Source organism: Paraburkholderia acidiphila (genome assembly GCF_009789655.1).
GTDB lineage: Bacteria > Pseudomonadota > Gammaproteobacteria > Burkholderiales > Burkholderiaceae > Paraburkholderia > Paraburkholderia acidiphila.
In genome coordinates this window covers 260,853-281,702 of the sequence record NZ_CP046912.1, presented here as the reverse complement: position 1 = coordinate 281,702, position 20,850 = coordinate 260,853, and the positions used below count along the sequence as shown (strand labels likewise).

General features: G+C 63.5%; 20 protein-coding genes. 14 read left to right on the top strand and 6 right to left on the bottom strand.

From position 1 onward, the window contains the following. Positions 1-7: 7 nt before the first annotated feature. Positions 8-868: a GNAT family N-acetyltransferase gene (locus FAZ97_RS31480; protein WP_158762695.1), complete on the bottom strand. Its 861-nt coding sequence runs from the start codon at positions 866-868 to the stop codon at positions 8-10. A gap of 675 nt (positions 869-1,543) precedes the next feature. Continuing rightward, the gene (locus FAZ97_RS31475) at positions 1,544-1,966 is read right to left on the bottom strand and encodes a hypothetical protein (protein ID WP_158762694.1); all 423 of its coding nucleotides are present in this window, start codon (positions 1,964-1,966) and stop codon (positions 1,544-1,546) included. Positions 1,967-2,544: 578 nt separating this feature from the next. On the opposite strand from FAZ97_RS31475, the gene FAZ97_RS31470 reads away from it, so the two are divergent. The 6 genes from FAZ97_RS31470 to FAZ97_RS31445 all read left to right on the top strand — a co-directional run bounded on the left by FAZ97_RS31470 (position 2,545) and on the right by FAZ97_RS31445 (position 7,633). Beyond that, complete coding sequence (locus FAZ97_RS31470) at positions 2,545-3,378, top strand: ABC transporter substrate-binding protein (protein ID WP_158762693.1); 834 nt, start codon at positions 2,545-2,547, stop codon at positions 3,376-3,378. Positions 3,379-3,394: 16 nt separating this feature from the next. Further along, positions 3,395-4,126 carry an amino acid ABC transporter permease gene (locus tag FAZ97_RS31465; RefSeq protein WP_158762692.1) on the top strand — a complete coding sequence of 244 codons (732 nt, stop codon included), beginning with the start codon at positions 3,395-3,397 and terminating at the stop codon, positions 4,124-4,126. After that, positions 4,123-4,803, top strand: a complete 681-nt coding sequence (locus FAZ97_RS31460) for an amino acid ABC transporter permease (RefSeq protein WP_158762691.1) — start codon at positions 4,123-4,125, stop codon at positions 4,801-4,803. The genes FAZ97_RS31465 and FAZ97_RS31460 overlap by 4 nt, the downstream gene beginning before the upstream one ends. Before the next feature lie 137 nt (positions 4,804-4,940). Then, entirely contained in the window at positions 4,941-6,236 is a 1,296-nt protein-coding gene (locus tag FAZ97_RS31455) for an NAD(P)/FAD-dependent oxidoreductase (protein ID WP_158762690.1), read from the top strand. 13 nt (positions 6,237-6,249) lie between these two features. Next, positions 6,250-6,807, top strand: coding sequence for a helix-turn-helix domain-containing protein (locus FAZ97_RS31450; protein WP_158762689.1), 558 nt, complete (start codon positions 6,250-6,252; stop codon positions 6,805-6,807). Positions 6,808-7,354: 547 nt separating this feature from the next. After that, positions 7,355-7,633 (top strand): HU family DNA-binding protein, encoded by a 279-nt coding sequence (locus FAZ97_RS31445; protein WP_028207645.1) that lies wholly within the window; start codon positions 7,355-7,357, stop codon positions 7,631-7,633. Between the two features lie 238 nt (positions 7,634-7,871). On the opposite strand, the gene FAZ97_RS31440 is transcribed toward FAZ97_RS31445, so the two are convergent. After that, complete coding sequence (locus FAZ97_RS31440) at positions 7,872-9,374, bottom strand: sensor domain-containing diguanylate cyclase (protein ID WP_407671943.1); 1,503 nt, start codon at positions 9,372-9,374, stop codon at positions 7,872-7,874. A 234-nt stretch (positions 9,375-9,608) separates the two neighbouring features. Beyond that, positions 9,609-9,986, bottom strand: a complete 378-nt coding sequence (locus FAZ97_RS31435) for a DUF427 domain-containing protein (protein WP_158762688.1) — start codon at positions 9,984-9,986, stop codon at positions 9,609-9,611. 227 nt (positions 9,987-10,213) lie between these two features. Here FAZ97_RS31435 and ssuD point away from each other — a divergent pair, with 227 nt between their 5' ends. The 3 genes from ssuD (at position 10,214) to FAZ97_RS31420 (ending at position 13,063) form a co-directional block, all read left to right on the top strand. After that, positions 10,214-11,332: an FMNH2-dependent alkanesulfonate monooxygenase gene (ssuD, locus tag FAZ97_RS31430; RefSeq protein WP_158762687.1), complete on the top strand. Its 1,119-nt coding sequence runs from the start codon at positions 10,214-10,216 to the stop codon at positions 11,330-11,332. A 157-nt stretch (positions 11,333-11,489) separates the two neighbouring features. Beyond that, a complete protein-coding gene (locus FAZ97_RS31425; protein WP_133187879.1) occupies positions 11,490-11,735 on the top strand; it encodes a helix-turn-helix domain-containing protein in 246 nt (81 codons plus the stop codon). A gap of 2 nt (positions 11,736-11,737) precedes the next feature. Then, a complete protein-coding gene (locus tag FAZ97_RS31420; RefSeq protein WP_158762686.1) occupies positions 11,738-13,063 on the top strand; it encodes a type II toxin-antitoxin system HipA family toxin in 1,326 nt (441 codons plus the stop codon). Between the two features lie 16 nt (positions 13,064-13,079). Here the strand turns inward: FAZ97_RS31420 and pdxR are convergent, their stop codons facing one another. Beyond that, positions 13,080-14,546: a MocR-like pyridoxine biosynthesis transcription factor PdxR gene (pdxR, locus tag FAZ97_RS31415; protein ID WP_158762685.1), complete on the bottom strand. Its 1,467-nt coding sequence runs from the start codon at positions 14,544-14,546 to the stop codon at positions 13,080-13,082. 83 nt (positions 14,547-14,629) lie between these two features. On the opposite strand from pdxR, the gene FAZ97_RS31410 reads away from it, so the two are divergent. Together FAZ97_RS31410 and FAZ97_RS31405 are read left to right on the top strand one after the other, a co-directional pair. Next, a complete protein-coding gene (locus FAZ97_RS31410) occupies positions 14,630-15,541 on the top strand; it encodes a haloalkane dehalogenase (protein ID WP_158762684.1) in 912 nt (303 codons plus the stop codon). 232 nt (positions 15,542-15,773) lie between these two features. After that, the gene (locus FAZ97_RS31405; RefSeq protein WP_158762683.1) at positions 15,774-17,120 is read left to right on the top strand and encodes an MFS transporter; all 1,347 of its coding nucleotides are present in this window, start codon (positions 15,774-15,776) and stop codon (positions 17,118-17,120) included. A 72-nt stretch (positions 17,121-17,192) separates the two neighbouring features. On the opposite strand, the gene FAZ97_RS31400 is transcribed toward FAZ97_RS31405, so the two are convergent. Further along, a complete protein-coding gene (locus FAZ97_RS31400) occupies positions 17,193-18,113 on the bottom strand; it encodes a LysR family transcriptional regulator (protein ID WP_158762682.1) in 921 nt (306 codons plus the stop codon). A gap of 194 nt (positions 18,114-18,307) precedes the next feature. Here FAZ97_RS31400 and FAZ97_RS31395 point away from each other — a divergent pair, with 194 nt between their 5' ends. The 3 genes from FAZ97_RS31395 to catA are packed head-to-tail and all read left to right on the top strand — an operon-like array spanning position 18,308 to position 20,778. Then, positions 18,308-19,444: a muconate/chloromuconate family cycloisomerase gene (locus FAZ97_RS31395; RefSeq protein WP_158762681.1), complete on the top strand. Its 1,137-nt coding sequence runs from the start codon at positions 18,308-18,310 to the stop codon at positions 19,442-19,444. 29 nt (positions 19,445-19,473) lie between these two features. After that, positions 19,474-19,764 (top strand): muconolactone Delta-isomerase, encoded by a 291-nt coding sequence (gene catC, locus FAZ97_RS31390; RefSeq protein ID WP_158762680.1) that lies wholly within the window; start codon positions 19,474-19,476, stop codon positions 19,762-19,764. Positions 19,765-19,818: 54 nt separating this feature from the next. Continuing rightward, complete coding sequence (gene catA / locus FAZ97_RS31385) at positions 19,819-20,778, top strand: catechol 1,2-dioxygenase (RefSeq protein WP_158762679.1); 960 nt, start codon at positions 19,819-19,821, stop codon at positions 20,776-20,778. Positions 20,779-20,850 lie beyond the last annotated feature (72 nt).

Here is a 20,850-nt window from a genome sequence, read left to right as displayed (position 1 = left end):
ACGGCATTCACCGCGCCGCTGTGAGGGCGCGGACCTTCGCCCGCAGTGGGTCGATGGCGAACGCGCGCGCCCGGCGAAATACCCGCCCGAGCTGCTGCGCGGCAAGCGCAAACTCAACGAGCCTGCCGCGCCACGTCAGGACGATGAAATGCGACTCGTACCAGCCTTTGCGATTTGACCAGCGCTCCTTGTAGCTCGAGAAGTATGGCCGGAAGTCGAAGTCGCGGCCATTCGCGAGCGCCCACCGCGCCATGCTGTCGACAAGCAGGTTGCCCACGGAGCGGGCGGCGTAGGCTTCGTCATAGGTCGTAATGAAATACTCCAGTCTGCGCGGCCCGACCAGGTTGACGGATGCCGCAATGGCAACGCCGTCCAGCTTGACGAACGAAACCAGAGGCGTTGTAACGAGATTTGTTCGCCCGGCAAGTTCGATGAAGAAATCGCGTACGTCGTCATGCATCAGATAAGGGGCGTCGAGACCGCGAGCGAGCACCCAGTTGCGCTTTTTTTCAAACAGCCAGGTCAGTACCGCGCGGGCATCGCTGGCGTCCTGACACCAGCCGTATTCGACTGCGCCATCTTCTGAAAGGCGCCTCGCGAGACGCCACAACGGGCGCCGCAGCGAGTCGGGTCTCGTAGCGAGGAACGCGTCGAAGGTGGGGAAGCGGGACAACTCCATGCAATAGCCGGACAGCAGACGCCAGCGCTCCGGCAGGGCGCGCAGGACCCACGACTGGGACGCGCACGAGAGCGCGGCGTGAAGGGGGCCCCCGGACTCGACGAAGCGGATTTCCAGCAAGTCGGCGTCGACGCTGCGCAATGCCTCGACGGCGGCGTCATAGACGGACGTCTCGCCGCTATCGGCCACGAGCGGGCCACCGTATTCCTCGTTGCTTCCGCAGCCCAGTGCGCGTGCGACCCGGCATGCGCCTTCGCGCGCAACGCGCAGCGGCCAGAGCGCGACGAGCGCCGCGCCGCGGTAGACCAGCGCGACATGGACCACTGCGCCGCGAGCGAACGCCCGCGTTGCTGAAAGTTCGCAGTAGGTGAACTGGAGCGACGCTGGGCACGCAGCGCAGATGGCTTCCCAGGAAGGTCGCAGATTCATGAAGTCCGCGAGAGAGCGGCAAACGCGGATTTCGTGACGAAAACTCCCCGTGTTCGCGCGGGAGGCGATGTCGGGAAGGAAAGCGGTCTCGGTGGGTGAGTTTCGCATTGTGTTGTTCCGGTAGTCCGATTTTTCGGAGTATCAATTTCACATTCTCGTTATCGATATGGACTCCGAAAAAGATGAGTCTGAACATCGGAGGCATATCCCCATGATCCGTCGAAACAAGACACGCAGCGTGCGAAAGTATTCCGATTGCTTGAAATTGGCGGCGGACGACTAATGCGTGAAAGAAGCGTGGTAAGAGGAATGCGTGCTTGCGGTAAAACGCACCGCACCAATCCGGAAATACGCTTGATGTTCAGTATGTGTTGCCGTTTGATTATTCAGTTGAATCATCAACTATGTGAAAACCCGCCTCGCGGCGAAACGCGCTCACGCGATGGCGGACCAGAGCATGCTGGCAATGGCGACGACGTAGATCACCGCGGTGACGATTGCCGCTACACGTAGCGGCCGGCCAGCGGTCGAATGGCTGGTGATGAGGATGACGAGGCTTATTCCAATGCCAATGAGGGCGAGCACGAAGAGTCGCGGCAGAAGACTCCAGCCATCCAGCCCAACCTTGAAGATCGACCAGATCAGCGCGGCGGCGAACATGGCGAAGTACCACCATAGTCCGGCGGAGCGGTTCCATAGCATGAGGATGCCAGCGCCGATCAACGCAACGCCCGCAACGAAGTAGTAAGGCGCGTGGCCCATCCAGGGTATCCACCCGCCGAGCACGGCGAAAGCGGCGCCGACGAGGATAATCCATTCTGCGGTCTCGGCAGGAGACGTCAAGCGGCGGTAAGACATAAAAGTCCCCTAGTGCAGACAAACTGGACCTTGTGCTCAACATGGCTGTGGCCTGAAGCCGAGTCATCGACTCGACTCATCGACTCAACAATGAGGAACATCAGGCAAAGTCCCACGTCGATGCTAAGCAGCCGGTGTGCCCGGGTCAAGGGAGATAACCCCTTGAATTTGTAAGCACTTCGCAACGTATTCGCATTCAGGTTTCACGCGCGAAAGAAGTGCGCATCGATGGTATTGGCGATCGTCGACCTTACCGGAATGACGCGATTTGCCCAGCAAGAATTGCGACGCCAGTCGCGTTTGCGAAGCGGTGTACGTCAACATTACTTCCGCTTCCTGTGGAGTGCGTCGGGTGGCTACGTCGCTATATCGCGGTGCTTATAACGCGGAGAAACCCTCGAATACAGCAACGCATCCGCTCCGGCCGGATTGTGCTATCGGTCCATATCGCCAGCAGCGCTTTCGATCTGAGAAATGCTTGGTTCCTTCGTGCGCGCCATGCCGATAGGCTGCGTACTTCGCCAGCGCGCATATTCAGCGGCAGCGCAAGGGCAACAAAAGAGCAAGGAAACTCGATAATGAAAAAGAGCATCTGGGGCGCCGTGCCAGGCGCACTGTTGACGGCACTTCTGGTGGTGGCATCGACCGCCGCGCATGCGGATCGTCTGGACGATATCAAGCGGGCGGGTGTATTGCGCGTCGCTGCATTCGACAGCAACCCGCCGTTCGGCTTCGTCGATCAGAAAGACAATCAGATCATCGGGCTCGATGTGGACTACGCGCGCGCCGTGGCCAAAAGCCTTGGCGTGAAGCTCGAAATCCAGCCCACCAACCCCGCCAATCGCATTGCGTTCCTGAAGTCGGGCAAGGTCGATCTGGTGTTCGCCAACTTCACGATTACCGACGATCGCAAGAAGGAAGTGGATTTCAGCACGCCGTATTTCGCTTCCGGCACCCAGTTCATTGCGAAGAAGGGGGTGCTGAAGTCTGAGCAACAGATCAATGACCTGCGTATTGGCGCAGACAAAGGCACGACCAACGAGCAGCAGGTGCGCGCGAAATTCCCGAACGCAACGATCGTTGCCTACGACGACACGCCGTTCGCTTTCGCCGCGCTGCGCACGGGCAATGTGCAGGCCATTACGCAGGACGGTCCGAAGCTCGTCGCGCTGCTTGCACGCGCGCCGGACAAGGCGAACTACGAGATATCCCCGTTCACGATCTCGAACGATTACGAAGGCGTTGGCGTGCCCAAGGGCGAGACGCGTTTGCTCGATGCAGTGAACAGCACGCTCACGCATCTGGAAACCGACGGCGAAGCCGCGCAGATTTATGACAAGTGGTTCGGGCCGAAGAGCGCTGCGCCGCTGCCCCGTCTCTTCAAGATCGGCGACCCGCAAAAGAACAGTTGAGCGCCGCGATCGATTCATGCATAACTGGCTTGAACCGAAATATCTCGCGTGGCTCGAACAGGGTTTCTTCGTTACGTTGATGCTCTCCGCCTGCGCGGCGTCGTGCGCGACGCCGCTGGGCTTTCTGCTGGCGGTGGCGCGCACCGCCCGTAGCCGTGCAGTCGCACGCGGGGCGGCGCTCTACGTGTTCGTTTTCCGCAACTCGCCGCTGCTCGTTCAACTGCTGTTCTGGTATTTTGGCGCGGCGGCCGTGCTGCCGTCTGGATGGATGAACTGGCTCAATACGCCGCACCTGGCAACGTTCGGGCCGCTTACGCTGCGCTGGCCGAGTTTCGAATTGTTCGCGGGCTGGGTCGGGCTGACCTGCTATACCACGGCATTTATCGGCGAAGAGTTTCTGGCCGGCATGCGCGGCGTGAATCCTGCACAGTGGCACGCGGCCGCGGCGCTCGGCATGAGCCGTTACGCGTGCCTGCGCCATGTGATCCTCCCTCAGGCGTTGCGCATTGCGACGCCGCCGCTGGCTGGCCAATACATGAACGTGATAAAGAACTCTTCGCTGACGATGGCGATCGGCGTGGGGGAGCTCTCGTACATGTCGCGACAGGTCGACACGGAAAGCTTCAGGACGTTTCAGGCATTCGGCACGGCCACCGTTTTCTATGTGCTGGCCATCGCAGTGATCGAGGTCGCGCTGGTGCTCTGGCAACGCAGCGGCTTGCGTGGTTTGCAGCGAGGCCGCGCGTGAACGAATTCGAGTGGTTGCCTGCACTGCGTTATCTGCTGCTCGGCGCGTTTCCGGCGGGACCGCTGGGCGGCGTTGCACTGACCCTCGCGCTCTCGGTGGTGTCGGCGCTGCTCGCGGCGTTGATCGGCCTCGCGCTTGGCGTTGCGCTCGCCATGACGCGCGGCGTCGTGCGTCTCGCACTGACTGCCGGTGTCGCGTTCTTTCGCGCGATACCCGTGCTCATGCTGATTTTCTGGACCTTCTTCCTGATGCCGATTCTGCTGCACGTCGACGTTCCGGGGCTTGCGACCGTCGTGTGCGCGCTGGCGCTGATCGGCGGCGCGTATCTCTCGCATTCGGTCTATGCGGGCATCGCGTCGGTCGGCGAAGGGCAGCGGCAGGCCGCGCTTTCGCTGGGCTTGACGCGCTGGCAGGCATTACGCGAAGTCATCCTGCCGCAAGCGGTGCGGGTGATGATGCCGTCGTTCGTCAATCAGTGGGTGGCGTTGATCAAGGACACGTCGCTCGCCTATATCGTCGGCGTGCCGGAATTCACGTTCCTCGCCAATCAGCTCAACAATCGTCTGCTGGTGTATCCGGCGCAAATCTTCCTGTTCGTCGGGCTCGTTTATCTGCTGCTGTGCGGCGCGCTGCAATGGAGCGCGAATGCGCTGCTCGCGCGCCGCAAGCTGCCGTAGCTTCAAGTGCGCAAAAGCACGCGACCTTGGTTTGCCGGACTGCTGCGCCAGTGCGCACTACACCCAGGTTGCGCGCATGAAATTGACGTGATAATTTTTCATGAAATTCAGTATGATAAATTTCACGTACGCGCCCCATGTTCGCCGAATCGACCCGTCATATCGACAGTTATTACGCACGTCACTACGCCGAGAGCGGCGCGCTGCCCGAGCGTCCCGCGCTGGCGGGCGAGCACAGCGCGGACGTTCTGATCGTCGGCGCGGGCTTCAGCGGTTTGCACACGGCGTTGCGGCTGGCGTTGGCCGGGCGCCGCGTGGCGCTCGTCGAGGCGAGCCGCGTGGCGTGGGCCGCTTCGGGGCGCAACGGTGGTCAGGCGCTGCTCGGCTGGTCGTGCGACATGCCGCCGTTCGAGCAGGCGCTGGGTTTGGCGGGCGCGCGCGAATTGTGGGACAGCATGCGCTGGGCGGCGGCCGAAGTGCGCGAGTTGCCTGCGCGGCACGGCTTCGACATCGGCTACCGTCCTGGCAGCCTGTGGGCGGCGGTCCGGCGCTCGCGGGTCGCCATGCTGGAAGCCGCGCGCGACGAGGCCGCGCAAAAATGGGGCTACGAGCGCCTGCGGTTCATTCCCGAGACGGAAATGCCGGAGTGGATCGGCAGCCGCCGTTATCGCGCAGCGCTCTACGATCCGGAGGCGGGGCATCTCGATCCGCTCAAGCTCGCGCTCGGCCTGGCCGGCGCTATCGAGCGCGCGGGCGGCGCCATCTTCGAGCAAAGCCGTGTGCTCGGTTATCGCGAAACGTCGAGTGGCTACGTGGCGAACACGCGAGAAGGCTCGGTGCGCGCCGGCACGCTGGTGCTCGCCTGCAACGCCTACATCGACCGGCTCGATCGCGATCTCGCAGGCCGCGTGCTGCCCGTGGGCACCTGGCAGGTCGCGACGCGCAGGCTCGCCCCTGAGCTTGCGCGCTCGCTGCTGCCGCGCAACAGTTGCGTGATCGACAATCAGTTCGTGCCGGACTACTTTCGCCTGAGCCCGGACGATCGCCTGCTTTTTGGCGGTGCGTGCACCTATCTGGGCGGTATCCCGAGGGACATCGGAGCGGCGATCCGCCCGAGTCTCGAACGTGCTTTCCCGCAGTTGCGCGGCGTCGAATTCGACTACGCGTGGGGCGGTCATATCGACATCAGCATTCGCCGCACGCCCGACGTCGGTCACGAACGCAATCGCTACTGGCTGCAGGGTTTTTCCGGGCACGGCATCCTGCCGACGCTGGCGGCGGCGCGCGCCGTCACCGACGCCGTCCTCGGCGAGCCGCACTTGCTTTCGCTCTATGAGCGCATTCATAATCCGCGCTTCCCGGGCGGCGAGCGCTTCGCCGCGCCGCTCGAGGCGCTCGGCAAGTTGTGGTATCGCCTGCGCGACGTCGTGTGACAGAGGAAGACGCATGGACCGGCAGGACGAAATAGAAGGCCTCGCGATCCTCATTCGCGATCTGCGCAAACACAAGAAGGTGACGCTCGCCGATCTCGCGCGGAAAATCGGCCGCTCGGTGGGCTTTCTTTCGCAGGTCGAACGCGGACTTTCGCGGCCCACGGTGGCGGATCTCACGGCCATCGGCGAGGCGCTGCAGACGCCTACCACTTACTTCTACAGCGTGAGCATGCCGCGCGAGCTGCCGTGGGTCACGAGGCCGGGCGAGCGGCGCACGCTCTACTACGGCGGCGGCATTACGGACGTGCTCGTTTCGCCCAGCATGTCGTCGGGTTTCTCGATGCTGGAGAGCCGCCTCGACCCCGGCGCGACAAGCGGCGAGCGCCCTGTGGACGACAGCGACGAGCAGGGCGGCTTTGTGCTGGAGGGGGAGCTGACGGTCTGGCTGGAGGGGAGCGTTGAGCCCGTGACGCTGCGGGCCAATGACAGCTTCCAGTTGCCGGCGCGCAGCCGTTTCCGTTATGCCAATCTCACGGATTTGCCCGCGCGCGTGCTTTGGGTCTTCACCTGAGCGACGACTCGATAAATAATCAGTATGGCTGAGCAATGAATCGGTGAGCGCCCCTATGCTTTTGCCTTGACGACGTCCTCGGGCGAAAGGTGTCCGGCTGTGTTACGTCGCGCAATGGAAAGACAGGATGCGATTCGGCCGGCTGCGCGCACGCACGGGTCGCCCGACACCTGGTTGACGGCGTCCCCGCAGGAGAAGAATGAGTGACGGCTGTCCCGGTAAGGCATTTTTTTCTGGCGGGGTCCAAAACAGAAAAATCGTTGATTTGCGTTATCCGTTGGAGGCCATCTGCACGAATCGTTCCTGTGTAAACCGGTTTGAAAGCGCCGTAATGTCGTTTTTGTGCATTTTTGCCAATTTTTAACGTGATTTTGTCTACACAGTGACTCCGCGTTGTGATATTCATTCGGCTTTCGCCCTCACGCGCGGCAACCGCAAAACACGTGCCGGGCGGGCGATCGAGGCGTTTCCATATGCAACGCGATTTGCCTGTTTTGCCCGCGTGAGGTAGGGTATGCAGGTTTTCTCAACTCAACACAGGTAGCAGATGAACAAACAGGAACTCATTGACGCAGTCGCCGCTAGCACGGGCGAGACCAAGGCAGCCACGGGCGCAGCCATCGACGCGATTCTCGACGTCGTCACGCGTGCGGTCACCTCGGGTGACTCCGTGCAACTCGTCGGCTTCGGCTCGTTCTCGACTGGCCAGCGTGCCGCCCGCGTGGGCCGCAACCCGGCCACGGGCGCGGAGATCCAGATCGCCGCTGCCAAGACGGTCAAGTTCACCGCCGGCAAGGCATTCAAGGACGCTGTCAACGCGTCGTGATGCCAGGTCCGCCGCCATGGCGGATACGCGCGCGGCCGGCTCACTTGCTGGCGCGCGGCGCGGTATCACGCCAGTGCGGTGGCACGCGCTCGGGCACGTGGTTTCATGCCGCTCGCCTGAGTGTGTGAAGCGAGGGCGCAAGGCCCTCGGCAAGCCGGCATGCTCACATGCCGGCCTTTTTTCTTCCCTGATTCTCTTGCGATGTCCTAACTGTTTCTCACGCCTCGCGTGTCGAAACTCACGCATCGCGTGCTGTGTCGGCTTCCATCGACGTGCGGCTCATTTCGTTGCGGCGGCGCTTGGCCTCGTACATCGCCGCATCGGCTTCACGCAGCATCGCTTCCACGCTTTCGCCTTCCTCGCAGCTCGCGAAGCCCATTGAAAAACTCAGTTTCGGTCCGCCGTAAAACTGGTTGTTCAACTCCACGAGTTTGGTGATGCTGTCCGCCACGGTTTCCGCATCGCGTGCATCGGCGCCAGGCATCAGCACGGCAAATTCGTCGCCGCCGATACGCGCAGCCTGATACGGTTTCTGGATTGCTTTCGCGAGCACTTCGCCCGCGCGGCGCAGCAATGCGTCGCCGGCCGCGTGGCCAAGCTGGTCGTTCACCGTCTTCAGGTTGTCCATATCGACGACGATCGCGCTCACCGGGAACGGCCCTTTGCGATGCAAACGATTGAGTTCGTCCACATAGAACGAGCGGTTCTTGAGCTTCGTGAGCACGTCGTGCTTGCCGAGGAATTCGAGGTAGGCCTCGGCTTTCTTGCGCGCCGTGATGTCGGTGAGCGCGAGCAGCACGAGGTCCCATTGCGCCTCGTGGCCCGGTAACACTGAAAACTGCAGGTGCACGTTGACTTCGCTGCCGTCGAGCGCGTAGTTCACCACCTCGCGCTGCTGGAACAGACGGCCCTCCCATAGATCGAGTAATTGCTCGCGGAAATGCGGGCGCATTTCGTCGCGGAACACTTCGGGCAGGCGTGCGAGCAGCGTGGCTTTGTCCGGCGCGCGAAACATGCCCAGCGTGTAGTGATTCACGTCGAGCACCTGGATCTCGCTCATGCAGCGCTCGACGAATTCGGGGTGTACATCCGTGAAGGTGCGAAAGTCGATGATGCCTTGCTCGCGAACTTCGTTGAGCAACTCGCGAATGGCGGAGAAGTTTTCGACCCACAGCGAAACCGGCGCGTGCTCGAAAATGCCGAGCGCGTATTGCTCGCTCGCGGCCGCACGATGGCGTGCTTCTTCGAGCGCCGAGACGTCTTCGATGGCCACGAGCACGCGGCTCCAGTCGGCTTCGTGGCCCGGCAGGATCACGCCGCGCAACAGGATGTCCATGCGCCGGCCGCTCAGCGTGTAGTTCACGCTCTTGCTCTCGAACGTGCTACGGCCTTCCCACATCTGCTCGAGTTCGCCCACATGTGCCTGAAACATGTCGTCGCGCAGCACCTGTGCGAGGTGCGCGGCGAGTTCTTCATAGTCGCGTGCGCCGTAAAGATCGAGCGTATGGCGGTTGACTTTGAGCACGCGGATGCAGGCCGAGCATTCGGCCACGCGGCGCGGGTCTTCTTCGAGGAAACGGCGCAGGCTGGTCACGCCTTGTGCGCGCCAGCGATCGAAGAGCGCACGCAGCTGGCTATAGTCTTCGAGCCACAAGGAGGTGGGCGTGACGTCGAAGAAGTCGAGCAAATCGACGCCCATATTGGCAAAACTGGCCGCGGTGGCCGGGGTGCCTTGTTGCATGTCGGTTGGATGTAAGGGAGCGGGGCGCGGCGGCCTGCGCCGCACGAATAACCGAATCCTGGCACACCTTGGGGCCCGGGTGGGCGCCGACGATGCAGATGTTACGCCGCTGCGGCTTCGGTGATGGCCGATTCGTTGTCCAGTAAGCCGACATGCATAACGGCCGATGCAGGGAAAAACTTGAGCGGGTAACGTCGCGTTTCGATGCGTTACCCCTCGAAACGGGGCGCGCGTTCAATCGGACGTTTCGATCGAATCGACGCGATCCGGGTAGAACGCAAGATGATCCTTGATTGTCGCCACCGCTTCATGGGGTGTTTCATAGGTCCATATCGCGTTCACGGCTCGCGCGCCGCCTGGTGTGATCGAGTAATACGAAGCCTCGCCCTTGTATGGGCACCAGCTCTTGTGTTCCGTGCGTGAGAGCAACGACATATCGGCGTCTTCCCGCGGGATGTAAAACACTGCCGGATAGCTCGCCTCGCGCAGCGTGAGCGCGCGGCGCGTGTCGGCAACGACGCGCCCGCCTGCTTTCACCACCACGCGCGTATGCGCCGGCTCGACCGTGATCGGATGATCGGGGCCGGGAATCTTGACGGTGCGTGTGTCCATGACTGGGTTCCTCGCGCAAAGGGGGGAGATGGGTGGAAAGGCAAGCGTTTAGCCGAATACATGATATGCAATTGCGGATTAACTGGTAGGGGAAAGCGCTGCGGGCTGTTTCAATGAGGGCGCGACTGAGTTCGACGCACGGGCGGCGATAGTCGCGCGATTGCGCCGCAAGCCTGCGCGCTTCGAGTCGTCGCCCGCGCCTTTATTTACCCGCAGCAGGATCACTGATGAGCCTCGATATTTTCTGGTTCTTGCCGACTTCCGGCGACACCCGCTACCTCGGCAAATCCGACTTCGGCCGCGCGCCGACCAACGCCTATATGCGCCAGATTGCCGTTACCGCCGAAGAACTCGGCTACGACGGCCTCCTCATTCCCACCGGCAGCAGTTGTCTCGACCCGTGGGTGACGGCCGCGAGCCTTGCGCCCGTCACGCAGCGCATCAAGCTGCTCGTCGCGCTGCGCACGTCGCTCGGCGGTCCCACCGCTTCGGCGCGCCAGGCGGCCACGCTCGACCAGGCGTTGAACGGCCGTTTGCTGCTCAACGTCGTGCCGGGCGGCGACGCCACCGAACTCGCGGCAGACGGCGTGTTTCTCGGGCACGACGAGCGCTACGAAGCCGCCGACGAATTCCTCTCGATCTGGCGCGACCTGCTGCGCGGCGAGACGGTGAACTTCGAGGGCAAGCATTTGCGCGTGCAGGGCGCGCAGAACTTTCACGCGCCGGTGCAGACGCCGCATCCGCCGCTGTATTTCGGCGGCTCGTCGCCGGCGGCGCACGAACTGGCGGCAAAGCATGTGGATGCCTACCTCACGTGGGGCGAGCCGCCCGAGGCGGTAGCGCAGAAGTTCGCCGATATCCGCGCGCGGGCGGCGCGCCACGGGCGCACGCTCAGGCTTGGCGTGCGCCTGCACGTGATCGTGCGCGAGACCAACGATGAAGCGTGGGCCGCCGCTGAGCGCCTGATCAGCAAGCTCGACGACGACGATATCCGCCGCGCCCAGGAAAACTACGCGCGCATGGATTCGGTGGGCCAGCGCCGCATGGCAGAGCTGCACGGCGGCAGCCGCGACAAGCTCGAGATCAGCCCGAACCTGTGGGCCGGCGTGGGTCTCGTGCGCGGCGGCGCGGGTACGGCGCTGGTGGGCGACCCGCAAATCGTGGCGGCGCGCCTCAAGGAATACGTGGACGCCGGCGCGGACAGCTTCGTGCTCTCCGGCTACCCGCACCTCGAGGAGGCGATCCGCTTCGCCGAACTGGTGTTCCCGCTGCTGCCGGGCAAGAAACCGGTGACGTTGCGCGATCAAGCGTTGACGGGTGGCGCGTTTGACGTGCGTGCGCGTTAGCGGGCGCAGGACGCCGCGCGTGGCGACTGAGCCGCATAGGGGAGGCTCGCCGGGCAGTTATTCGTGTGAGCGATATTTCTGTTTTATTCGTGTGAATGATATTGGCGAAATATTCTCCACAGGCATATAATCAGTTTATGCCTCACAGGAATATGCCATGAAAATCATCGTCCAGACGCCAGGCGGGCTAGGCGAGATTCTGCAATCGGCCCGCAAGGCGCGCGGCATGACCCAGGCGCAGGCCGCGGCGAATCTCGGCATCGGCCAGCCGCGCCTCTCCGCGCTCGAAACCACGGGCGCCGCCAGCCTCTCACTCGAGCAGATGCTCGCGCTTTTCGCGCTCTACGGGCTCGAACTCTGCGTGCAGTCGCGCGAGGCGGCAGCCGGCACGCCGGAGTGGTGACGATGGGCCGCAAATCGCATTCGCGCGCGCTATCGGTCTGGGCCAACGGCGAGCGTGTGGGCACGTGGCTCATGATGCCCTCGGGCGACACCGAATTGCGTTACGACGACGCCTGGAGGCGCTCGCCCCTGGGTCGCCCGCTTTCGCTCTCGCTGCCGTTCGGCATTGGCGATGTGCCATTGCGCGGCGAGCGTGTGCAGCACTATTTCGACAATCTCCTGCCCGACAGCGAGCCCATCCGTCGCCGCATCGCCACGCGTTTTCGCACGGATACGCTCGACGCCTTCGACCTGCTCAAGGCCATCGGACGCGATTGCGTAGGCGCGGTGCAACTGCTGGGCGAGGACGAAACGCCGGGCCGTGTCGACCGCATCGAAGGCACGGCGTTGAGCGATGCCGTCATCGAACGCCTGCTGCTCGAAACGGCCGGGGCGCTGCCCGGCGGCGCGCTTGAGGCCGACGATCTGCGCATTTCGCTGGCGGGCGCGCAGGAGAAGACCGCGCTATTGCGCCACCGCGGCAAGTGGCTGCTGCCGCGCGGCGCCACGCCCACGACCCATATTTTCAAGCTGCCGCTGGGGCTGATCGGCCATCGCAAGGTGGACTTCAACACCTCGGTCGAAAACGAATGGCTTTGCCTGGCACTGCTGAGAGCCTACGGATTGCCCGCTTCGCAGGCGCAGATCCTCACGTTCGGTGCGCAGAAAGTGCTCTGCGTCGAGCGCTTCGATCGTACGCGGTCGCGCGCGGGCGGCCTGCTGCGCTTGCCGCAGGAGGACTTCTGCCAGGCGCTCGGCGTGCCGCCGCATCGCAAGTACGAAGCGCATGGCGGTCCCGGCGTGCGCGAGATTGCGGGCCTCTTGCGCCAGTCGCAGCAGGCGCGGGAGGACCTCGAAACGTTTCTCATGGCGCAAATCGTCTTCTGGATGCTCGCCGCGCCGGACGGCCACGCGAAGAATTTCAGCATCCGCTTGTTGCCTGCAGGGCGCTTTCAGCTCGCGCCGCTCTACGACGTCATGTCGATCTGGCCCGTGGAGGGCGACGGCGGCAATCAGTGGTCGTGGCACAAGGCGTCGCTTGCCATGGCGGTGTGGGGCAAGGCGCGCCACTATCGCATGCGAGACGTGAAGCGTACGCATTTCGACGCCACCGCGCGACTGTGCCACTACGGGCCGGATGCGGGGCCGTTGATCGAGCGAGTACTGGCGCGCACGCCCGGTGCGATAGAAGAAGTCGCGGCCGCGCTGCCTGAAGGCTTTCCCGAGCGAGTGGCCGAGCGGCTGTTCGACGGGTTGCGATTTTCCGCGGAGCGGCTCGCAGCGCGGTAATGGTTGGCGGCGGGCCTTAGCGAACACAGGCGGCAAGACGCGCAATCGCTGCGTCGATACGCTGCGCCTCGATCATGCCAAAGCCAAACGCAAGTCCCTCAAGCGCCGTGCGGGGCTCAATTGCAAAACCGGCCAGCGCCTGCACGCGGATTCCCGCTCGCGCGGCGGCGCTGACGAGCGCATCGGCGTGCACGCTTGCGTCGAGCGCCGCGGCGAGATGGAGCCCCGCGGCAGGCGCGACGGGCAGCGCGAACGTGCCGCAATGACGTGCGAGCGCCTCCAGTAGCGCGTCGCGGCGCGTGCGGTACTGCGCGCGCATCTTGCGGATGTGCCGCACCATATGCCCCTCGCGCATGAACGCCGCGAGCGTGTCCTGCGCAAGCAGATTGCCGTGCCAATCTGCACACTGGCGCGCGGCGACCAGCGCGTCGCGCAGCCAGGCAGGCGCGACGACATACCCCATCCGCAAGCCTGGAAAGAGGCATTTGGAAAACGTGCCGACATAGCAGACGCTCGCATGGCGATCGAGCGTTTGCAGCGCGTCGAGCGGGCGGTCGTCGTGACGGAATTCGCCGTCGTAGTCGTCTTCGATCACAACTGCGCCGTGCCGTTGCGCGAATGCGAGCAGCGCGCGACGCCTGGCCGCCGACATTGGGACACCTAACGGAAACTGATGCGAAGGCGTGACGCAGATCACGCGCGCATCGGGCGGCAGGGCGTCCACGACGATACCCTCGGCGTCGACGCACACACCCGCGATACGGGCGCCCGCCAGCGCGAACGCGCGTCGCAGCGGAGGGTAGCCGGGGTCCTCCAGCGCAACCACGGTCTTGCCCGGCGTGACGAGCACGCGCGCGAGCAGGTCGAACGCCTGTTGCGCGCCGGCCGTGACGACGACATCGCCAGCCTCGCAGGCCACGGCGCGCGCATAGGAAACGTGGTGCGCAATCGCCTCGCGCAACGCGGGGCGGCCTTCCGGTTCGGCATACATGGCTGGCGTTCTGGACAGTCCACGCAGCGCGCGCGCTGAAAGCCGCCGCCAGACGTCGAAGGCGAACGTGCGCTTGTCGGGCAAGCCGAGGATGAAATCGTATTCGTAGTTCGCGCTGGGATCGAGCCGCACGAGGGCAGGCGGCACGCGCCAGCGCTCGCTCAGGCGTGGGTCGCCTGTTGCCGCGATTTTGAGCGCCCTGGCCGGGCTGGACGGCGACGCGCCGCCGCGCACCGCGGCTTCGCCCACGAACGTCCCGCTGCCCGGACGCGTGACGATATAGCCCTGCGCGAGGAGCAGATCGTAGGCCGCAAGCACGGTATTGCGCGCGACGCCGCAATGCCGGGCGAGCGAGCGGCTCGAAGGCAGACGCAGCCCGGGTGCGAGCCGGCCTTCGACGATGGCCCCGCGCAATTGACGATGCAGCGCATGCAGGATCTCGCGCGATCCATGCTCGGGCAAGGCGATGTCGACCTGCAAGACTGGTTCCATGATCTTTGCCAAATCTGGTCCTGTTCCTGGGCCGGTTTCGATTCTAGCATCGGCTCATCCTCTCACCGCACAGGAGCCACGCCATGAACACCGTTACCACGACAGCCCCCGCAATCAGCGCCAGCGATCCGCATCCTCGTGAGCGCGCGGCCATTCCGGGCGGCGCGATCGTCTACGTCGAAACGGGCGAGGGCGAACCCATTGTCATGCTGCACGGCAATCCCACTTCTTCGCGTCTATGGCGCAACGTGATTCCGCATTTGAGCGACGCTTACCGTTGCCTCGCGCCAGACCTTGCCGGCATGGGCGATTCGCCTGCCGCGCCCGATGGCGCGTGCCGCCTTGCCGATCACGCGCGGTATCTCGACGCGTGGTTCGACGCTGTGCTGCCGCGCGAGCGCGTCACGCTGGTGCTCCACGACTGGGGCTCGGCGCTGGGCTTCGACTGGGCGCGTCGCCACCCGCGGCGCGTGAATGCGATCGCTTATATGGAGGCCATCGTGCAACCGCGTCAGTGGCGCGATTTCCCGCCCGAGCGCGAGCCGCTCTTTCGCGCGCTGCGCGGCGAGGACGGCGAACGTCTTGTGCTCGACGAGAACTTCTTCGTCGAAACGGTGTTGCCGCATAGCGTGCTGCGCGCACTGACGCCGGAAGAAATGGAGGCGTGGCGCAGGCCGTTCGCGACGCGCGAATCGCGCAGAACGACGCTCGTGTGGGCGCGCGAACTGCCGATCGAAGGCGAGCCAGCCGACGTGACGCAGGTGGTTCAGGCCTACGGAGCATGGCTCGCGGCGAGCGATATCCCCAAGCTGCTGATCCGCGCGGAGCCCGGCGCACTGCTAACCGGCCGCGCGCTGGACGCTTGCCGTGGCTGGCCGAACCAGCGCGAAACCGCGGTGGCAGGGATTCACTACATTCAGGAGGACGCGCCGCACGAGATCGGCGCGGCCGTACGCGAATTCCTGGACGATCTGGCGGCGGGGTGTGCTCCCTGAATCGTCATTAGATTAGAACTCCAGATGAACTTTCCGTCCAGACTGTGCAGCATGGATCCTCCTCTACGGTCCATGGCGCCTCGAAAACTATGCCTTGAAGGTATGGAATCGATACCTATTCGGTGTTGGACAGCGTCCCCTGGCGGCTTCTATGCTTGGCCGAACTTCGATCGGTGTCAAAACAACAAACGCCACGCATTCACCCCATGCGTGCAGTCTGGAGACTTTCGTCATGACTCTCGCTTCCGCGCGTTCCATCCCGGCGCTCATCGACAGGGAGCGGCTCGGCGCGTTCCAGCGGCGCGTACTCGCGCTCTGCGTGCTGATCGCGCTGCTCGACGGCTTCGATACACAGGCGATCGCCTTCACCGGGCCCGCCATTCTCGCTGCGTTCAAACTGCCCCCCAACGCGCTCGCGCCCATCTTGACCGCCGGGATCGTGGGCATGACGGTCGGCGCGATGACGCTGGGTCTGGTCGGCGACCGCATCGGCCGCCGGCCCGCGATCATGATCGGCCTCGCGCTCTTTGGCTGCGCGACGCTGGCGACATCCTGGGCAACCACGCCCCAACTCATTCTGGTGCTCCGCTTCATCGCCGGATTGGGTATGGGCGGCTGCACACCCGTATTGCTCGCGCTTGCCGCCGAATATGGTCCCGCACGGCTGCGCGGCGCCATCATGACGGGCGTGCTGCTGGGTTTGCCGGCGGGGGCGATGCTTGGCGGCCTGCTTGCGGCGCGCATGCTGCCTGTGATTGGCTGGCAAGGCATTTTTGTAGTGGGTGGCGGCGTGCCGCTTGCCGTGCTCATTCTCGCCGCGCTTTTGCTGCCCGAGTCGCTTTACTATCAGGCCTCGCGCGGCGGCGCCCGCGGACAGCGCTACGTGCACGACACGCTCTCGAAGATCGTGACTCAGCCGTTGCCACTCGACGTCCGCTTCACCGTGCCCGAAGAGGCGGTGGCGAAGGCGAGCATCGGCGCGCTGTTCAGGGATGGGTATGCCGCGAAAACGCTGGCAATCTGGGCTGTTTATCTGCTCAACTGGGTTGCGTGGTTCATGCTCCTTTCCTGGCTGCCTACGGTCCTTAAATCCGCGGGGCTGCCCGCCGCGCAGGCGCCGCTCGGCACCGTGATCGTCAACGCCGTGTTCATCGTTTGCGCCATTCCGCTTTCGTTTGCTCTGCCGCGCGTGAATACGCGAAATCTGCTGGGCGCCATGTTCGCGTTCGGCATAGCCATAGCGTGCGCGTTGAGCTACGCCGGCACACACTGGGCGCTCGTTTTCGCGCTCGTAGGCGCAGCGGGTTTCGGCATTGGCGGGCAGCAGATCGCCCTGAACTACCTGGTCGTGGGCGCCTACCCGACGGCCCTGCGCGCCACGGCCACGGGATGGGCCATCGGCATGGGCCGTGCCGGTGCGATTGCCGGATCGGCCATCGGCGGCACATTTCTGTCGTGGGGCGGTCCTGCGGGCTTCTTCCTTGCGCTGGCCGTGCCGCTGGCGGGCGCTGCGCTTGCCGTGTTCAGCCTGCGTCTCGATCCGGCAAGGGCAGAGGTCGCCCTCTCGTCCAATCATTAATGGACGCGACGCCATGCCCGCGCATGGCCGTGACGATGTCGAGAGGCATCGTCGCGGCCTGGCTTGCCCAGTTCACGCGTTCTTTTTCTTCGCCGGCAGCCACGTTTGCGGCTCGGCATACATTTCCTTGACCAGCTGCTTCACGAGATCGACGTAGACCGAGTTGTCGTTCACACGGTGGTTCAGGATGATCGGCGAAGTCGCGTGGTCACTGTCTATCAGACGGTAGTGCACGTCCTGACGCAATTGCCGCGCCGAAGCCGGGATCACGCATACGCCGAATTCCGCTGCGACGAGACCTAGCGCCGTCTGGATTTCCCGCACTTCCAGCACCTCACCCGGTTGCACGCCGTCGCCGTGCAAGATGCTCAGCACCTGATCGGCGAAACTGGGGCGGGGCTCCTTGGGATAAACAATCAACTTTTGCCCCGCCAGCTGCTCGATGGGAATCGGCGTCGACTCCTGCGCCATTTCACTGCCGATCGGCACCACCACGGCGAGCGGCTCTTCGCGCAGGATGATGCCGGCCACGTTGGGGTCGCTATGGCGCACGCGTCCGAAGCCGATGTCGATGCGACCTTCCTTCAAGGCCTCGACCTGCTGCACCGACATGAGTTCGACCATCTGGATGTCGAGTTCCGGTGCATTCTGGCGCAGCTTGCGCATCAACGGCGGCAGTCCTGAGTAGAGAACGGAGGCGACGAAGCCGATCGACAACACGGTGCGGTGATGCAGTCCCACGTGCTTGGCGCTCGCTTGCAGTTGTTCGACGCGCCCAAGGATCTGCATGGCCTGCTCGTAGACGAGACGCCCCGCATCGGTCGTGCGCACGGGCCTCGTGTTGCGAATCAGAAGCGGCACGCCGATCTCTTGTTCGAGCAATTGAATCTGCCGGCTCAGCGGCGGTTGAGCGATGCAAAGCTGTTCGGCAGCGCGAGTGAAATTGCGCTCGCGGACAACGGCGACGAAGTAACGAAGCTGGCGAAGATCCATGGTTTGTTCCCGGAAGAAGCATCCGATTCTTGATACTCTGAGAATATGATGCGCCGCAATATCGCCCTGTATATGGGTGTTTGCGGGTTCTCCATATTATAAAGGTATGGAATTTGACGCAAATAGTATTGGATCTCGCTCATGTGCGGCGTGTATAAAACGACCATACCTTCTTCACTTACGCAGCCTTCGACATGACTTCCGCGACGATCGAACGTATCGAAACCCGCCTCGTAGATCTGCCGACGATTCGCCCTCACAAGCTATCCGTCGCCACGATGTACGGGCAAACCCTGATGCTGGTGAAGGTGTACTGCAGCGATGGCGTGACCGGCATCGGCGAAGGCACCACCATTGCCGGCATGGCTTACGGCCCCGAAAGCCCGGAAGCGATGAAGCTTGCGATCGACGCCTACTTCGCCCCCGCGATGATCGGCCAGGACGCCACGCGCATCCAGGCGCTGATGGCGCATCTCGGCAAGCTCGTGAAGGTGAACCACTTCGCGAAATGCGCGCTGGAAACCGCGCTGCTCGACGCGCAGGGCAAGCGCCTTGGCGTGCCGGTGAGCGAACTGCTGGGCGGCCGCCGCCGCGAGCGCCTGCCGGTGGCATGGACGCTGGCATCGGGCGATACATCCAAGGACATCGCCGAAGCCGAGAACATGCTCGAAGTGCGCCGCCACAAGATCTTCAAGCTGAAGATCGGCGCGAAGGACCTCAAAACCGACATCAAGCACGTCGCCGAGATCAAGAAGGCGATGGGCGAGCGCGCCGCCGTGCGCGTGGACGTCAACATGGCCTGGAGCGAAACGCAGGCGGCGTGGGCGATTCCCGCACTGGCGGAAGCCGGTTGCGAACTGGTCGAGCAGCCGGTCGCATCACCCGCCGCGCTCGCGCGCCTGATGCGCCGTTTCCCGGTGGCGTTGATGGCTGACGAAATCCTGCAGGGACCGGAAAGTGCGTTCGAGATCGCGAAGAACGAGGGCGCCGACGTGTTCGCCATCAAGATCGAACAAAGCGGTGGACTGTTCGCGGCACAGCGCGTGGCCACGATTGCGGACGCCGCGGGTATCGAGCTGTACGGCGGCACGATGCTCGAAGGCGCGTTCAGCACGGTGGCCTCGGCGCACCTGTTCGCCAGCTTCGCCAACCTGCAATGGGGCACCGAACTGTTCGGCCCCTTGCTGATCACCGAAGAGATTCTGACCACGCCGCTGGACTACAGCGACTTCGAGCTGACGGTGCCGAACGGCCCGGGTCTCGGTATCGAACTGGACGAAGCGAAGGTCAAGCGCTTCACCCGTGACGGCCTGATGAAAGTGACGAAGTAATCCGGACACCTGATAAACGGAATTTGACAATGCTATTCCACGTACGAATGGATGTGAACATCCCGGCCGACATGCCCGCCAATGTAGCCAATGAAATCAAGGCGCGCGAAAAGGAGTACTCGCAGGAGCTGCAGCGCAGCGGCAAGTGGCGCCATATCTGGCGACTGGTGGGCGAGTACGCGAACTACAGCATCTTCGATGTAGAGAGCAATGCAGAGCTGCACGACATTCTCACCGCCTTGCCGCTTTTCCCGTACATGAAGATTTCGGTGACGCCGTTGTGTCGCCACCCGTCCTCCGTCAGGGACAACGACGCTTGAGCTGATTTCCCCCCAATACCAGGAAGTACCAGCCAGTATCAGGAGACAAATACCATGAGCGCAAAAGTATTCGAAACGAAGGAAGTGCAGGACCTGCTGAAGGCCGCTGCGAATCTCAATGGCGGCAACGGCAACGCGCGTTTCCAGCAGGTCGTCTATCGACTGCTGGGCGATCTGTTCAAGGCCATCGACGATCTCGACATCACGCCCGATGAAGTGTGGGCCGGCGTGAACTATCTGAACAAGCTCGGCCAGGACGGCGAAGCGGCGCTGCTGGCTGCCGGCCTCGGCCTCGAGAAGTATCTCGACATCCGCATGGACGCCGCAGACAAGGCGGTGGGCCTCGAAGGCGGCACACCGCGCACGATCGAAGGTCCGTTGTACGTTGCGGGCGCACCGGTGCGCGAAGGCGTTTCGCGAATCGACCTCAACGCGGACGCCGACGCGGGCCCGCTCGTCATTCACGGCACGGTCACGGACCTCGACGGCAAACCGCTCGCAGGCGCCCTGGTCGAATGCTGGCACGCCAATTCGAAGGGCTTTTATTCGCACTTCGACCCGACGGGCGCACAGGACGACTTCAACTTGCGCGGCGCGGTCAAGACGGGTGCCGACGGCAAGTACGAATTTCGCACGCTCATGCCGGTGGGTTACGGCTGCCCGCCTCACGGCGCGACGCAGCAGCTTCTGGACGGCCTTGGCCGCCACGGCAACCGCCCGGCGCACGTGCACTTCTTCGTCTCGGCGGATAACAGCCGCAAGCTCACCACGCAATTCAATATCGAAGGCGACCCGCTCATTTGGGACGACTTCGCCTACGCGACCCGCGAAGAACTGATTCCGCAAGTGACCGAAAAGACCGGTGGCACGGCGCTCGGACTGAAAGCCGACACGTACAAGGACATCGAGTTCAACGTCACGCTCACCCCGTTCGTCCAGGGTAAGGACAACCAGCTCGTTCACCGCCTGCGCGCCGAAGCCACGGCTACGGCTACCGCTACCGCTACCGCCTAAGCGTCCTGTGTGGCGGCGGCTTGAAGACACAGCCGCCGCCAGTTTTACCGCGATCATCATTCGACACCGATG

Excerpts from the sequence above, each read along its gene's own strand:
- FAZ97_RS31475 (WP_158762694.1), bottom strand. The coding sequence starts at position 1,966 with ATGTCTTACCGCCGCTTGACGTCTCCTGCCGAGACCGCAGAATGGATT.
- FAZ97_RS31470 (WP_158762693.1), top strand. The coding sequence starts at position 2,545 with ATGAAAAAGAGCATCTGGGGCGCCGTGCCAGGCGCACTGTTGACGGCA.
- FAZ97_RS31465 (WP_158762692.1), top strand. The coding sequence starts at position 3,395 with ATGCATAACTGGCTTGAACCGAAATATCTCGCGTGGCTCGAACAGGGT.
- FAZ97_RS31455 (WP_158762690.1), top strand. The coding sequence starts at position 4,941 with ATGTTCGCCGAATCGACCCGTCATATCGACAGTTATTACGCACGTCAC.
- FAZ97_RS31450 (WP_158762689.1), top strand. The coding sequence starts at position 6,250 with ATGGACCGGCAGGACGAAATAGAAGGCCTCGCGATCCTCATTCGCGAT.
- FAZ97_RS31445 (WP_028207645.1), top strand. The coding sequence starts at position 7,355 with ATGAACAAACAGGAACTCATTGACGCAGTCGCCGCTAGCACGGGCGAG.
- FAZ97_RS31440 (WP_407671943.1), bottom strand. The coding sequence starts at position 9,374 with ATGCAACAAGGCACCCCGGCCACCGCGGCCAGTTTTGCCAATATGGGC.
- FAZ97_RS31435 (WP_158762688.1), bottom strand. The coding sequence starts at position 9,986 with ATGGACACACGCACCGTCAAGATTCCCGGCCCCGATCATCCGATCACG.
- ssuD (WP_158762687.1), top strand. The coding sequence starts at position 10,214 with ATGAGCCTCGATATTTTCTGGTTCTTGCCGACTTCCGGCGACACCCGC.
- FAZ97_RS31425 (WP_133187879.1), top strand. The coding sequence starts at position 11,490 with ATGAAAATCATCGTCCAGACGCCAGGCGGGCTAGGCGAGATTCTGCAA.
- FAZ97_RS31420 (WP_158762686.1), top strand. The coding sequence starts at position 11,738 with ATGGGCCGCAAATCGCATTCGCGCGCGCTATCGGTCTGGGCCAACGGC.
- pdxR (WP_158762685.1), bottom strand. The coding sequence starts at position 14,546 with ATGGAACCAGTCTTGCAGGTCGACATCGCCTTGCCCGAGCATGGATCG.
- FAZ97_RS31410 (WP_158762684.1), top strand. The coding sequence starts at position 14,630 with ATGAACACCGTTACCACGACAGCCCCCGCAATCAGCGCCAGCGATCCG.
- FAZ97_RS31405 (WP_158762683.1), top strand. The coding sequence starts at position 15,774 with ATGACTCTCGCTTCCGCGCGTTCCATCCCGGCGCTCATCGACAGGGAG.
- FAZ97_RS31400 (WP_158762682.1), bottom strand. The coding sequence starts at position 18,113 with ATGGATCTTCGCCAGCTTCGTTACTTCGTCGCCGTTGTCCGCGAGCGC.
- FAZ97_RS31395 (WP_158762681.1), top strand. The coding sequence starts at position 18,308 with ATGACTTCCGCGACGATCGAACGTATCGAAACCCGCCTCGTAGATCTG.
- catC (WP_158762680.1), top strand. The coding sequence starts at position 19,474 with ATGCTATTCCACGTACGAATGGATGTGAACATCCCGGCCGACATGCCC.
- catA (WP_158762679.1), top strand. The coding sequence starts at position 19,819 with ATGAGCGCAAAAGTATTCGAAACGAAGGAAGTGCAGGACCTGCTGAAG.